Annotated in this window: 8 protein-coding genes and 3 rRNA genes; all 11 read right to left on the bottom strand. The window is 65.2% G+C overall.

The window, feature by feature from the left end:
- Position 1: 1 nt before the first annotated feature.
- The gene (locus LG278_RS07295) at positions 2–1,201 is read right to left on the bottom strand and encodes an adenosine deaminase (protein WP_404392387.1); all 1,200 of its coding nucleotides are present in this window, start codon (positions 1,199–1,201) and stop codon (positions 2–4) included.
- Positions 1,198–1,569 carry a cupin domain-containing protein gene (locus LG278_RS07290; RefSeq protein WP_404392385.1) on the bottom strand — a complete coding sequence of 124 codons (372 nt, stop codon included), beginning with the start codon at positions 1,567–1,569 and terminating at the stop codon, positions 1,198–1,200. Before LG278_RS07290 ends, LG278_RS07295 begins: the two co-directional genes overlap by 4 nt.
- Before the next feature lie 168 nt (positions 1,570–1,737).
- Positions 1,738–1,854: ribosomal RNA gene (gene rrf, locus LG278_RS07285) — 5S ribosomal RNA — on the bottom strand.
- Positions 1,855–1,997: 143 nt separating this feature from the next.
- A 23S ribosomal RNA gene (locus LG278_RS07280) occupies positions 1,998–5,137 on the bottom strand.
- Positions 5,138–5,528: 391 nt separating this feature from the next.
- Positions 5,529–7,058: ribosomal RNA gene (locus LG278_RS07275) — 16S ribosomal RNA — on the bottom strand.
- The 16S, 23S and 5S rRNA genes sit together here, the layout of an rRNA operon.
- Positions 7,059–7,645: 587 nt before the next feature.
- A complete protein-coding gene (locus tag LG278_RS07270) occupies positions 7,646–8,935 on the bottom strand; it encodes a thymidine phosphorylase (protein ID WP_404392383.1) in 1,290 nt (429 codons plus the stop codon).
- 75 nt (positions 8,936–9,010) lie between these two features.
- Positions 9,011–9,373: a cytidine deaminase gene (locus LG278_RS07265; RefSeq protein ID WP_404393567.1), complete on the bottom strand. Its 363-nt coding sequence runs from the start codon at positions 9,371–9,373 to the stop codon at positions 9,011–9,013.
- 152 nt (positions 9,374–9,525) lie between these two features.
- The gene (locus tag LG278_RS07260) at positions 9,526–10,806 is read right to left on the bottom strand and encodes an ABC transporter permease (protein ID WP_404392381.1); all 1,281 of its coding nucleotides are present in this window, start codon (positions 10,804–10,806) and stop codon (positions 9,526–9,528) included.
- On the bottom strand, positions 10,803–11,921 hold the full coding sequence (locus LG278_RS07255) for an ABC transporter permease (RefSeq protein ID WP_404392379.1): 1,119 nt from the start codon (positions 11,919–11,921) through the stop codon (positions 10,803–10,805). Before LG278_RS07255 ends, LG278_RS07260 begins: the two co-directional genes overlap by 4 nt.
- On the bottom strand, positions 11,918–13,531 hold the full coding sequence (locus tag LG278_RS07250; RefSeq protein ID WP_404393565.1) for an ABC transporter ATP-binding protein: 1,614 nt from the start codon (positions 13,529–13,531) through the stop codon (positions 11,918–11,920). Before LG278_RS07250 ends, LG278_RS07255 begins: the two co-directional genes overlap by 4 nt.
- A 284-nt stretch (positions 13,532–13,815) precedes the next feature.
- Entirely contained in the window at positions 13,816–14,979 is a 1,164-nt protein-coding gene (locus LG278_RS07245; RefSeq protein ID WP_404392377.1) for a BMP family protein, read from the bottom strand.
- Positions 14,980–14,984: the final 5 nt, after the last annotated feature.

The following is a 14,984-nucleotide window of genomic DNA, read 5'->3' as shown; positions in this document are numbered from 1 at the left end:
CTCAGGCGGAGGGCGCGGGTGCCGGCGGGGACCCGTCGACGCCGACAGCGGTATACCCCGGCTTGATGATGTCGTCGATGATCGCAAGACGCTCGTCGAAGGGGATGAACGCCGACTTCATCGCGTTGATCGTCACCCACCGCAGGTCGCCGAGGTCCCAGCCCGCCGCCTCAGCGAGCAGGCTGGCCTCGCGGCTCATCGTCGTACCGCTCATCAGCCGGTTGTCGGTGTTGAGGGTGACTCGGAAACGCAGCCGTTTGAGGAGCGTGATCGGGTGCAGCGAGATCGACAGGGCTGCCGAGGTCTGCAGGTTGCTGCTCGGACACATCTCGAGCGGGATACGCATGTCGCGCACGTAGGCGGCCAGGCGCCCGAGTCGCACGCGATCGAGCTCGACCTCGACCAGGGCCGCCGGGTTGCTCTTCGCACCTTCGAGCCACTCGGCGAAGGGCGCCCCATCGATGGTGATGTCGTCGACGATCCGCACACCGTGGCCCAGCCGGTCAGCGCCGCACCACTGGATGGCCTCCCAGATCGAGGGCAGGCCGAAGGCCTCACCGGCATGGATCGTGAAGTGGGCGTTCTCGCGCCGGAGGTACTCGAACGCATCGAGGTGACGTGTGGGCGGGTAGCCTGCCTCGGCGCCCGCGATGTCGAAGCCCGACACCCCCTCGTCGCGGTAGCGGATGGCGAGGCGCGCGATCTCGGTGGCGTTGGCTGCGTGTCGCATCGCCGTCAGCAGGGCCGTCACCCGGATCGGGCGTCCGTCGGCTGCGGCCCGCTCCTCGCCGTCGCGGAAGCCGGCGTTGACCGCCTCGACCACCCCTTCGAGGGTGAGGCCGGCGCGCAGGTGCTGCTCCGGGGCGTAGCGGCTCTCGGCATAGACGACACCGTCCGCCGCGAGGTCCTGGGCGCACTCGCTCGCGACCCGGAAGAGCTCGTCACGGGTCTGCATGACGGCCAGGGTGTGGTCGAAGGTCTCGAGGTAGCGCGGCAGCGACCCGGAGTCGGCACTGTCGCGGAACCACCGTGCCAAGGTGTCTGCGTCGCCGGGGGGCAAGGAGGCGTAGCCGTTGGCGGCCGCGAGCTCGATGATCGTCGCGGGTCGCACCCCACCGTCGAGGTGGTCGTGCAACAGCACCTTGGGGGCAGCCAAGGCCGTGGCCGAGGTCAGGGCCGGCGCGCTGGCAGCGATGCTCACGCCTCGTCCTCGCGGTGCACGGAGTCGGGTGAGAAGGCCGGCAGACACACGGCGACGTACTCGGCTCCTTCGGGGCCGCACGAGTAGCGGATACGCTCGCCACCGCGGGTGATGACCGACTGGCCGGCGGGGACCTCGAGGGTGCCGCCGTTATGGTCCACGAGGACGAGCCCCGCGAGCACGAGGGTGATCTCGTCGAACTCGGGCGTCTGGAAGGGCTCGGACCATCCGGCCGGAGCCTTCATGTGGGCCACCGAGACGGAGGCCTGAAGGCCGGCATTGGGGGTCGTCACGCCGCCGACGTGCTCCTCGATGACCTTGCCGCCGGGCACGGGGATACGAGTAGGTGAGGGAATCAGTTCTGGCACGGACCCAACCCTACGCCTCGGACGTGCGCGACCTGCCCACTCCCGACACAGTAGGGCCGGGCCGGAAAGGGGCCGTTCCGGGGCCGCGGAGTGAGCGTCGCACATTGGAAAACGGCATGGGAATGCGACAACCCCGCCGGGAGACCCGGCGGGGTTGTCTGAAAGTATGTCCGGCTGCGTCCTACTCTCCCACACCGTCACCAGTGCAGTACCATCGGCGCTGAAGGGCTTAGCTTCCGGGTTCGGAATGGAGCCGGGCGTTTCCCCTTCGCTATGGCAGCCGTAACTCTATGGAGATATCAAGGTCGTGGTTGTGCCGCAAACCTCCCGCCCTTCCCGGTCGTGACACCGGTGGGGGTGGGGTTTTGTGTTGTTTGCAGGACCCGTTTGTATCTCGGGAACTGCACAGTGGACGCGTAGCATCTTTGTGAGTCAAGTCATCGGCTTATTAGTACCGGTCAGCTCCACACATTACTGTGCTTCCACGTCCGGCCTATCAACCCAGTAGTCTAGCTGGGAGCCTCTCGCCCTCGCGGGCCTGGAAACCTCATCTTGAAACGTGCTTCCCGCTTAGATGCTTTCAGCGGTTATCACTTCCGAACGTAGCTAATCAGCGGTGCTCCTGGCGGAACAACTGACACACCAGTGGTTCGTCCATCCCGGTCCTCTCGTACTAGGGACAGCCTTTCTCAAGTTTCCTACGCGCACAGCGGATAGGGACCGAACTGTCTCACGACGTTCTAAACCCAGCTCGCGTACCGCTTTAATGGGCGAACAGCCCAACCCTTGGGACCTACTCCAGCCCCAGGATGCGACGAGCCGACATCGAGGTGCCAAACCATGCCGTCGATATGGACTCTTGGGCAAGATCAGCCTGTTATCCCCGGGGTACCTTTTATCCGTTGAGCGACGGCGCTTCCACAAGCCACCGCCGGATCACTAGTCCCGACTTTCGTCCCTGCTCGACATGTCTGTCTCACAGTCAAGCTCCCTTGTGCACTTACACTCGAAACCTGATTACCAACCAGGCTGAGGGAACCTTTGGGCGCCTCCGTTACCTTTTAGGAGGCAACCGCCCCAGTTAAACTACCCACCAGGCACTGTCCCTGATCCGGATCACGGACCGAGGTTAGATATCCAGAACGACCAGAGTGGTATTTCAACGTTGACTCCACCATCACTGACGTGACGGCTTCACAGTCTCCCACCTATCCTACACAAGCCGTACCGAACACCAATACCAAGCTGTAGTAAAGGTCCCGGGGTCTTTCCGTCCTGCTGCGCGTAACGAGCATCTTTACTCGTAGTGCAATTTCGCCGAGTTCGTGGTTGAGACAGTGGAGAAGTCGTTACGCCATTCGTGCAGGTCGGAACTTACCCGACAAGGAATTTCGCTACCTTAGGATGGTTATAGTTACCACCGCCGTTTACTGGCGCTTAAGTTCTCAGCTTCGCCGTGAGGCTAACCGGTCCCCTTAACGTTCCAGCACCGGGCAGGCGTCAGTCCGTATACATCGTCTTGCGACTTGGCACGGACCTGTGTTTTTAGTAAACAGTCGCTTCTCCCTGGTCTCTGCGGCCGATCACGCTCGGACAGCAAGTGTCGTCACGATCAGGGCCCCCCTTCTCCCGAAGTTACGGGGGTATTTTGCCGAATTCCTTAACCACGATTCACTCGATCGCCTTGGTATTCTCTACCTAACCACCTGAGTCGGTTTGGGGTACGGGCGGCTCGAACCTCGCTAGAAGTTTTTCTTGGCAGCATAGGATCACCCTCTTCCCGCATTCGCGGTCACTATCAGGTCTCAGGCATGCAACTCAATGCGGCGGTCCGGATTTGCCTGGACCGCGCCCTACACCCTTGGACGTGGACTACCATCGCCACGCGGAGGCTACCTTCCTGCGTCACTCCATCGCTTGACTACTACCAGGTCGGGTCGTGCGCTCCACACACCCGATGGACCCGAAGGTCCGGTGGGCGTGCTTCAGGCACTTAGCATCACTCGGTTCGTCATGGGCGGTTCTTCGCCGGTTCCGGAATATCAACCGGATGTCCATCGACTACGCCTGTCGGCCTCGCCTTAGGTCCCGACTTACCCAGGGCAGATTAGCTTGACCCTGGAACCCTTGGTTATTCGGCGGACGGGTTTCTCGCCCGTCATTCGCTACTCATGCCTGCATTCTCACTCGTGTGGCCTCCACGGCTGGTTCACACCGCCGCTTCCCTGGCCACACGACGCTCCCCTACCCATCAACACGCCTGGACACCGAACCCGCAGGTGTCGGTGCCGAGCAAATATGTCAATGCCACAGCTTCGGTGGTGTGCTTGAGCCCCGCTACATTGTCGGCGCGGAATCACTTGACCAGTGAGCTATTACGCACTCTTTCAAGGGTGGCTGCTTCTAAGCCAACCTCCTGGTTGTCACAGCAACTCCACATCCTTTCCCACTTAGCACACGCTTAGGGACCTTAGCTGGTGATCTGGGCTGTTTCCCTCTCGACTACGGAGCTTATCCCCCGCAGTCTCACTGCCACGCTCTCACTTACCGGCATTCGGAGTTTGGCTAACGTCAGTAACCTGGTGAGGCCCATTAGCTATCCAGTAGCTCTACCTCCGGCAAGAAACACGTGACGCTGCACCTAAATGCATTTCGGGGAGAACCAGCTATCACGGAGTTTGATTGGCCTTTCACCCCTACCCACAGCTCATCCCCTCAGTTTTCAACCTAAGTGGGTTCGGTCCTCCACGCAGTCTTACCTGCGCTTCAACCTGGCCATGGGTAGATCACTCCGCTTCGGGTCTAGACCCAGCGACTCAAACGCCCTATTCGGACTCGCTTTCGCTACGGCTTCCCCACACGGGTTAACCTCGCCACTGAGCACTAACTCGCAGGCTCATTCTTCAAAAGGCACGCTGTCACCCCACACGTCCAACGACGGGAGGCTCCAACGGATTGTAGGCACACGGTTTCAGGATCTATTTCACTCCCCTCCCGGGGTACTTTTCACCTTTCCCTCACGGTACTTGTCCGCTATCGGTCACCAGGGAATATTTAGGCTTAGCAGGTGGTCCTGCCAGATTCACACGGGATTTCTCGGGCCCCGTGCTACTTGGGAAATCCACCGGGAGTCCACACCATTTCGTCTACGGGGGTCGCACCCTCTGTGCCGAGCCATTCAATGCTCTTCGACTATGACGCAGATTTTTTACTCCCTGCCGGCTTGTCAGCACCGACTGGCGGGTCCCACGACCCCGGACATGCAACGCCTGACAGCTATCACACACGCCCGGTTTAGCCTCATCCGCTTTCGCTCGCCACTACTCACGGAATCACTGTTGTTTTCTCTTCCTGTGGGTACTGAGATGTTTCACTTCCCCACGTTCCCTCCACACACCCTATATATTCAGGTGCGGGTGACTGGACTTGCCTCCAGCCGGGTTTCCCCATTCGGAAATCCTCGGATCACAGTCTGGTTATCGACTACCCGAGGCTTATCGCAGATTCCTACGTCCTTCTTCGGTTCCTGGTGCCAAGGCATCCACCGTGTGCCCTTAAAAACTTGAACACTACTAAAGATGCTCGCGTCCACTGTGAAGTTCTCAACATACAACCGGCACCCCACACCCACCCGAGCAAACACTCGAGCATCGGTGAGGCCCACGACCAGAAGAAACCAGCCGGCACACACCACACCCCGACGAAGCCTCAGCTCCACCAGGACGCACTGCGTGTCGCCCGATCCTTCAGGACCCAACAACGTGTCACGGACACCCACCCCGACCACCACCACGTTCCACTGTGGAGCAGAGCTCCACTTGTACTTGTGTGTGACGACCAGCGTCGATGTCCAACAATCGATGTTCCACCCTTGAGCACCCGCTGCCCCACACTCGGGGACAGACCGGGCTCTGGACCACGACACCTCCGAAGAGACCCCGTGGGCAGATGCTCCTTAGAAAGGAGGTGATCCAGCCGCACCTTCCGGTACGGCTACCTTGTTACGACTTAGTCCCAATCGCCAGTCCCACCTTCGACGGCTCCCCCCACAAGGGTTGGGCCACCGGCTTCGGGTGTTACCGACTTTCGTGACTTGACGGGCGGTGTGTACAAGGCCCGGGAACGTATTCACCGCAGCGTTGCTGATCTGCGATTACTAGCGACTCCGACTTCATGGGGTCGAGTTGCAGACCCCAATCCGAACTGAGACCGGTTTTTTGGGATTCGCTCCACCTTGCGGTATCGCAGCCCTTTGTACCGGCCATTGTAGCATGCGTGAAGCCCAAGACATAAGGGGCATGATGATTTGACGTCATCCCCACCTTCCTCCGAGTTGACCCCGGCAGTCTCCCATGAGTCCCCAACCACCTAAAAGGTGTTGCTGGCAACATGGAACGAGGGTTGCGCTCGTTGCGGGACTTAACCCAACATCTCACGACACGAGCTGACGACAACCATGCACCACCTGTACACCAGTCCGAAGACGCACCCATCTCTGAGTGATTCCGGTGTATGTCAAGCCTTGGTAAGGTTCTTCGCGTTGCATCGAATTAATCCGCATGCTCCGCCGCTTGTGCGGGCCCCCGTCAATTCCTTTGAGTTTTAGCCTTGCGGCCGTACTCCCCAGGCGGGGAACTTAATGCGTTAGCTGCGGCACGGATCTCGTGGAATGAGACCCACACCTAGTTCCCAACGTTTACGGCATGGACTACCAGGGTATCTAATCCTGTTCGCTCCCCATGCTTTCGCTTCTCAGCGTCAGTAGTGGCCCAGAGACCTGCCTTCGCCATCGGTGTTCCTCCTGATATCTGCGCATTCCACCGCTACACCAGGAATTCCAGTCTCCCCTACCACACTCTAGTCTGCCCGTACCCACTGCAAGTCCGGGGTTGAGCCCCGGATTTTCACAGCAGACGCGACAAACCGCCTACAAGCTCTTTACGCCCAATAATTCCGGACAACGCTCGCACCCTACGTATTACCGCGGCTGCTGGCACGTAGTTAGCCGGTGCTTCTTCTGCAGGTACCGTCACTTTCGCTTCTTCCCTGCTGAAAGAGGTTTACAACCCGAAGGCCGTCATCCCTCACGCGGCGTCGCTGCATCAGGCTTCCGCCCATTGTGCAATATTCCCCACTGCTGCCTCCCGTAGGAGTCTGGGCCGTGTCTCAGTCCCAGTGTGGCCGGTCGCCCTCTCAGGCCGGCTACCCGTCGTCGCCTTGGTGAGCCACTACCTCACCAACAAGCTGATAGGCCGCGAGTCCATCCCAGACCGAAAAACTTTCCACCCCCTGCACATGCATGCGAGGGTCATATCCGGTATTAGCTCCGGTTTCCCGGGGTTATCCCAGAGTCTGGGGCAGGTTACTCACGTGTTACTCACCCGTTCGCCACTGATCAGACAAGGCAAGCCCTGTCGTCACCGTTCGACTTGCATGTGTTAAGCACGCCGCCAGCGTTCGTCCTGAGCCAGGATCAAACTCTCCGTTGATGTTCAAACACCCACCACCGAAACGACAGTGAGCAAAAACTTGAACCCATGAAGGATCCGAAACCCAGCTGAAGCCGAACAAACCAGCAATAAAGCTGTTTCATCCGTTTCAACCAAAGGATAATTCACCCCGAAACCCACCAACCACACCAAAAGGCGCGACCAGCCAGGCCCCGAGACGAGGTAATTGGCATCGATTATTTGACACGCTGTTGAGTTCTCAAGAATCGGACGCGCACCGTCACATCGCTTCGTGAGCGACGGTCAGGGGCAAGACCATCAAAGTTACCCGCCAGTCCTGAGGGAGTCAAACTCGCTCCGGCTCCAAGGAGCCGCACCGGGTCGGACCCGCCAGAGGCGGGCCCCTCGACCAAACGACCGGGCGAACCGACCGTCCATCTGTCTTGGGGATCAGCCCCGGGACCGGCCAACTTCGCTCGGTGATCTCTCACCGCCGCGGTGGCGTCCGTTCCTCCCTGTCGGGCTGACGAAGAGAACATTACACGGGCCCCGCGGCAAACGCCTAATCGGCCCTCCGGAGCCCCTCGCCAGGACCACACACGGGCCGCTGACCTGCGTGAATGCCCTCAGGAGACGCGTTCGATGACGATCGGCGGCAAATCGGGCCTCGACCCCTCCGGGGCGATGAGGAAGCCTCCCTCGAGCGCAGCCATCGCTCGCTCGAAGCGCTCCGGCTCGTCGGTGTGCAGGGTGAGCAGCGGCTCTCCCCCACGCACCACCGCTCCCGGCTTGGCGTGGATCTCGACTCCCGCCCCGGCCTGCACCGGGTCCTCCTTGCGGGCTCGTCCCGCGCCGAGGCGCCAGGCGGCCACACCCACCGCGAGCGCATCGAGCTGCACGAGCACACCGTCAGCCGGCGCCTGCACGACGTGGGTCTCGCGGGCCACGGGCAGTTCCGCGTCCGGATCACCACCCTGGGCGCGAATCATCCGACGCCACACGTCCATGGCACGCCCGTCGGCCAGCGCGTCAGCGGGGTCGACGTCATCACGGCCGGCCGCAGCCACCATCTCGCGCGCCAGCGCCAGGGTCAGCTCCACGACGTCAGGCGGCCCCCCGCCCTCGAGCACCTCGACCGACTCGCGCACCTCGAGCGCGTTGCCGGCGGTCAGCCCCAGCGGGGTCTGCATGTTGGTGAGCAGGGCAACGGTCCTGACCCCCGCGTCGGTGCCGAGTCGCACCATGGTCTCGGCGAGCTCACGCGCCTGGCCCAGCTCCTTCATGAACGCGCCGGAGCCCACCTTGACGTCGAGCACGAGCGAGCCGGTGCCCTCGGCGATCTTCTTGCTCATGATGGAGGTGGCGATGAGGGGCACGCACGAGACGGTCCCGGTCACGTCACGCAACGCATACAGCTTCTTGTCGGCGGGCGCGAGCCCTGTGCCCGCTGCGCAGATCACCGCGCCGACGTCCTCGAGCTGCGCGAGCATCTCCTCGTTGGACAGTGAGGCCCGCCAGCCCGGGATCGACTCCAGCTTGTCGAGCGTGCCCCCGGTGTGCCCGAGGCCTCGACCCGAGAGCTGCGGCACGGCCACGCCGCACGCGGCGACGAGCGGTGCAAGCGGGAGCGTGATCTTGTCGCCCACTCCCCCGGTCGAGTGCTTGTCGCTCGTGGGACGGGAGAGCCCCGAGAAGTCGAGCCGCTCGCCCGAGCGGATCATCGCGTCGGCCCAGCGCGCGATCTCCCTCGGGCTCATCCCGTTGAGGTAGATCGCCATCGCGAGGGCCGACATCTGCTCCTCGGCCACGGCCCCGCGGGTGTAGGCGTCGATCACCCAGTCGATCTGGGCGTCGGACAGCTCCTCCCGGTCGCGCTTGGCAGAGATGACGTCGACGGCATCGAAGGCTTCGCTCACGACCTCATCCTCACGCATACCCGTGGATTTGTGTCGGGGACCGCCGCGACCGGGGGCTGCGGGGGCGCGGGGTGCTCATGCCCGCGGGCCCCCGAGGGTGAGGTTGTCGGGGCCGAAGGCCTGCGGAAGCACCTGCGACATGGGCAGCACGCCCTCCGGGGTCATGACCAGGCAGGTCGGTCCACCGTTCTCCCAGAGCAGCTGCCGGCACCTGCCGCACGCCATGAGCGGAAGTCCGTCGCCCCCCACGCAGTAGACCGCCGTCAGGCGGCCGCCGCCCGTGGCGTGCAGCTCCGAGACCATGCCGCACTCCGCGCACAGGGCGACGCCGTAGGCGGCGTTCTCGACGTTGCACCCGGCGACGACGCGGCCGTCGTCGACCAGGCCGGCCACCCCGACGGGGAAGTGCGAGTAGGGCGCATAGGCCCGCTCCATCATCGCGACGGCACGCACCCGCAGGGTCTCCCAGTCGACCCCTGCGGTGTCGCCGGGCTCCCCGGCACCAGCGGGGGTATGCCGCGGGGCCGGCTCCGTCGCAGACGTGCCGTCGGCTGTGGGCTCAGTGCGCTCAGGGGGGTGCGACGGGCCCACTAGTGGCCCTCACCCTTGCGATAGACCTGCCCGTCGGCCGCCGGCATCCGGAGGCGTTGCGAGGCGAAGGCGAGCACGAGCAGCGTCGTGACGTAGGGCGTCGTGCCCGAGAGCTCCGGCGGGATGACGTCGGTCAGGGCGTACCACGTGCCGACGACCAGACCGACGACGATGGCGAGGATGCCCTGGACCTTGCGGCCCTTGCGCACGATCTGCCAGACGCCGATGCCGACCAGCAGCAGCGCGAGCAGCAGCAAGAAGGCGTGGACGGTCGTGCCACCGCCGCGCAGCTGGGCCGCGTCGGTGTAGCCGAAGAGCGCGGACCCGGCAAGCAGGCCGCCCGGACGCCAGTTGCCGAAGATCATCGCCGCGAGGCCGATGTAGCCGCGACCACCGGTCTGGCCGTCGCGGAAGACGTTGGCCGCGACGAGGGCGAGGAAGCCACCGCCGAGACCGGCGAGGCCACCGGAGACGAGCACCGCGATGAACTTGTAGCGCAGCACGTTGACACCGAGCGACTCCGCGGCGACGGGCGACTCTCCCACCGACCGCAGCCGCAGCCCGAAGGCGGTGCGCCACAGCAGCCACCACGTCAGCACGAAGAGCAGCACCGCGAGGATCGTCACGACCGACATGTTGGTGCAGAAGGCCCGCAGGATGCCGGCGAGGTCGGAGACGAAGAAGATGCGTTGCTGCTCGAGCGAGCCGAGCGCGTCGGAGAGACCCGGCACGGTGACCGTCGGCAGCTCCGGCAGCGGCGGCGACTGGGTGGGACCACCGCCGGGCAGCGTGCTGAAGAAGCGGACGGAGAGGTACTTCGCGAAGCCGAGCGCGACGATGTTGAGGGCGACACCGGAGACGATGTGGTCGACCCCGAAGGTCACGGTGGCGACGGCGTGCACGAAGCCGCCGATCACGCCGCCGACGATCGCGCCGACGAGGCCCCACCACGGGCCCATGTGGTACCCGAGGAAGCCGGCGCCCCACGTGCCGAGGATCATCATGCCCTCGAGGCCGATGTTGACGACGCCCGCACGCTCCGACCAGAGGCCGCCCAGGCCGGCGAGGGCGATGGGCACGGCGAGCCCGAAGGCGGCGATGAGCAGGCCGGAGGAGTCGATGTCGTTGGCGCCGGTGACGACCCGGAGCACCGACACGACGAAGACGGCAGCGAGGAAGACGCCGACCCACTGCATCCGGTTGAGGCCCAGGCCACGCTTGCGCATCGGGGTGTTCTCGGGCACGACCTCGGTGCCCACGCTGAGTCCGGAGGCGCTCATGCGGACGCTCCTTCCACGGTCGGGGCATCGGATCTGGTGCCGGCCAGCTCCCTCGCGACGCGCTGCTGCTCGAGCCGCACGTCGGCGCGGCGGATGAGCTCGTAGGCGATGACGACGGCGAAGAGGATGACGCCCTGGATGATGAAGACGACCTCAGAGGCCACGCCTGCGCGGATCTGGAGGGCGTTCGACTGCACGTCGAGGAAGGACCAGAGCAGCGCGGCGACCGCGATGCCGAGGGGGTGGTTGCGACCGAGCAGCGCGATGCCGATGCCGGCGAAGCCGAGCCCGGCCTGGAAGGTCGTGCCGTAGCTGTAGTCCTGGCCGAAGAGCAGCGGCATGCCGATGAGCCCGGCGAGGGCGCCCGAGATGACGAGTGTCGAGACGACCATCCGGGGCACCTTGACGCCGCTCGCGACCGCAGCAGTCTCGGACTGGCCGGTGGCCCGCAGGTCGAAGCCGAAGCGCGTCTTGCCGATGAAGAACCAGTAGGCGAAGCCGACGACCACGGCGAGGATGAGCAGGGTGTAGACCTTGTTGGTCGCACCGGGGATGAGCGCGAGCCCCTCGAGGCGCGACGACTCGGGGATCGGCTGGGTCGAGATGGTGTTGCTGCCCGGCTGCTTGACGGCCACCTTGAGCAGCAGCCACTGCACGACGCCGGTGGCGATCGCGTTGAGCATGATCGTGCTGATCACCTCGGAGATGCCGCGCTTGACCTTGAGGTAGGCCGCGATGCCGGCCCAGATGCCACCGGCCACCATCGCCACGACGAGGGTCAGCAGCACGTTGAGCGGTCCGGGGAACCACGCCTGGCCGGCGAAGAGGGCTCCGGCGAAGGCGGCGATGCGGTACTGCCCGTCGACGCCGATGTTGAAGAGGTTCATCCGGAAGCCGACCGCAACCGCGACCGCGGAGAGGTAGTAGACGGTCGCGCCGTTGACGATCTGGACGAGCTGGCGCGGGCGCGGCCACGACAGGATGGTCTGCCAGACCTCGACGACGGGGTCACCGAGGGCGAGCAGGATCCCCGACGTGACGAGGAAGGCGACGAGCAGGGCCAGGACGGGCGCCGCGAGGCCCAGCAGGGCCTTGCGCGGGTTGAAGGTGCTCATCGGCTCTCCTCGACGTCGCCAGCGTGGTCGGTCGGGGTGGGGTCCGTCGGCGTGGAGTCGGTCGGCGTGGAGTCGGTCGGGGTGGAGTCGGTCGCGGTCGGGTCCGTCGGGGTGCCATCAGTCGCGGCGGGCGTGGTCGCGGCATCAGCCGGGCCGGCGGCGCTCGCGGCTCCCGTCATGGCGGCACCGAGGTCCTCGGCGGTCACCGTGTCGGGGTCGAAGGTGCCGGTGAGCCGGCCCCGGAGGATGACCTCGATCGTGTCGGACAGGCCGATGAGCTCCTCGAGGTCGGCGGAGATCAGCAGCACGGCGAGCCCGTCGCGACGGGCCTGGCGGATGATGTCCCAGATGCTCGCCTGAGCGCCGACGTCGACGCCCCGGGTCGGGTGGGAGGCGACGAGGACCTTGGGCTGATGGCTCATCTCGCGCCCGACGATGAGCTTCTGCTGGTTGCCGCCCGAGAGCGAGCCGGCCTTGACGTAGATCGAAGGGGTGCGGACGTCGTAGTCCTTGACGATGCGCTCCGTGTCGGCCTTGGCGCCGGCGGCGTTGATGATGAAGCCCTTGGCGTTGGGCTCCTCGGTCTGGTGGCCGAGGATGCGGTTCTCCCACAGAGGGGCCTCGAGCAGCAGGCCGTGGCGGTGGCGGTCCTCGGGGATGTAGGCGACACCGGCCTCGCGGATCTCGCGGGTGCGCCAGTCGGAGATGTCGATGCCGTCGAGGAAGACGAGACCCGACGTGGGCTCGCGCATGCCCATGATGACCTCGACGAGCTCGGCCTGGCCGTTGCCCTCGACGCCCGCGATGCCGAGCACCTCACCGGCGTGGATCGTCAGGGAGATGCCGTCGAGCACGTTGCGGCTGGTGCCGACCCCCTCGAGGACGATGTCCTCGGTGCGCAGCACGACCCGGTCGGTGACGGTGGACTCCTCCGTCGCCGGCGTCGGCAGCTCGGCGCCGACCATCAGCTCCGCGAGCTGGCGGGCGTTGACCGACGCCGGGTCGACCGTGTCGACGGTGGTGCCGCGGCGGATGACCGTGATGGCGTCGGCGACCGACAGCACCTCGTCGAGCTTGTGCGAGATGAACAGGACGGTGAGGCCCTCGGACTTGAGGTCACGCAGGTTGTCGAAGAGCTCCTCGACCTCCTGCGGCACGAGGACCGCGGTCGGCTCGTCGAGGATGATGACCTTGGCCCCGCGGTAGAGCACCTTGAGGATCTCGATGCGCTGGCGGGCGCCGACGCCGAGGTCCTCGACGAGGGCGTCGGGGTCGACGTCGAGCCCGTAGTCGTCGGAGATGCGGCGGATCTCGCGCCGCGCGGCGTCGCCGATGCCGTGCAGCTTCTCGGCGCCGAGGACGACGTTCTCGAGGACGGTGAAGTTGTCGGCCAGCTGGAAGTGCTGGAACACCATGCCGATGCCGGCGTCGATCGCGTCGGATGGCGAGGAGAGGTGCACCTCGCGACCGTCGACGTGGATCGTGCCCTCGTCGGGTCGTTGCACGCCGTAGAGGATCTTCATCAGCGTCGACTTGCCGGCGCCGTTCTCGCCGACGATGGCGTGGACGGTGCCGCGGCGCACCGCGAAGCTGATGTCCTTGTTGGCCACGACGCCGGGGAAGCGCTTGGTGATCCCCTCGAGCTCGACGGCGTTCTCGCTCGCAGCCGGATCGGCGGCTCGCTGGGGTGCTGCAGCAGTGATGGCGACAACTCCTCGTCCGGGCCCGGGCGCGGGGTCCGGGCGGAGGTGGCGGCTCCCTGAGCCGGGGACGGACACGGCCCGCGATGACGCTACCGCGCCACGCGGGCCGTGTCGCCCTTCTCAGGAATCTGGCTGGTGACGCTCTGGGCGCACCGGTCAGCCAAGCGGGGTCAGGCTCTGATCAGCGGGGATCAGGGGGCCGTCGGGACGGTGATCTCGCCCGCGACGATCTTGGCCTTGTACTCGTCGAGCTTGGTCTTGATGTCATCGACCTTGCCACCGGTGGTCGCGTAGTCGACACCGCCGGCCTTGAGGTCGAAGATCTTGTTGCCCGTCAGGTCGTTGCCCTCGGAGCCGGCCTTGAGGAAGTCGTAGACCGCGACGTCGACCTTCTTGATCATCGAGGTGAGGATGACGTCACGCACGTCGGGCGTGGCCGTCAGGGCCTGGTCGGAGTCGACACCGATCGCGAGCGCGCCCGCGGCCTTGGCAGCGGTGAAGACACCCGAGCCCGAGCCACCGGCAGCGTGGTAGACGACGTCGGCGCCGCCCTGGTAGAGGCCCTCGGCGGCCGTCTTGCCCTTGGCGGGGTCGTTGAAGCCCGAGAAGTCCGGCGGCTGCGAGAGGTACTGGCTCTTGACGGTGATGGCCGGGTTGGCGGCCTTGGCGCCCGCGATGAAGCCGGCCTCGAACTTCTTGATGAGGTCGGTCGCGACGCCACCGACGAAGCCGACCTGGTTGGTCTTCGACTTGAGGGCGGCGGCGGCGCCGACGAGGAAGGAGCCCTGCTCCTCGGCGAAGGTCAGCTGCGCGACGTTGGCGCCGGCGGAGTCGGCCGAGGCGTCGTCGATGATCGCGAACTTGACGTCGGGGTTGGCCTTGGCGGCCGCACCGATGGCCTTGGCATAGGCGAAGCCGACACCGATGACGTGGGTCGCGCCCGCGTCGACGAACTGCTGCAGACGCTCCTGGGTCGCGGCCTCGCTCTCGCCGTTGACCTGCGTCGCCTCCTTGAACTCGACGCCGAGCTCGGCCTTGGCCTTGTCGAGGCCGGCAGCAGCGGACGCGTTGAACGACTGGTCGCCGCGGCCACCGACGCCGTAGGCGATGCCGACGACGAGCTTCTCGCCGCTGGCCGCGCTCGTGCCGCCGGCGGTGCTGCCGGGGGCGGGGGTCTCGTTGGTGCTGCTTCCGCAGGCCGTGAGGCCCAGCGCGGCAGCGGCGACGACAGCCGCGACCTTGGTTGCGTGACGCAAGGGGTGCTCCTTAAATTCAGCGGGGCCGACGACGACATCGGCCCACATAGCACGGAACTGTAGACCCGCGCCCGACAGGATCTGCACCTTCACCGGCATCTACC

It is taken from the genome of Humibacillus xanthopallidus (genome assembly GCF_044793955.1).
GTDB lineage: Bacteria > Actinomycetota > Actinomycetes > Actinomycetales > Dermatophilaceae > Humibacillus > Humibacillus xanthopallidus_C.
The sequence above is the reverse complement of the archived record's forward strand: the minus strand, read 5'-3'. Positions and strand labels throughout refer to the sequence as shown.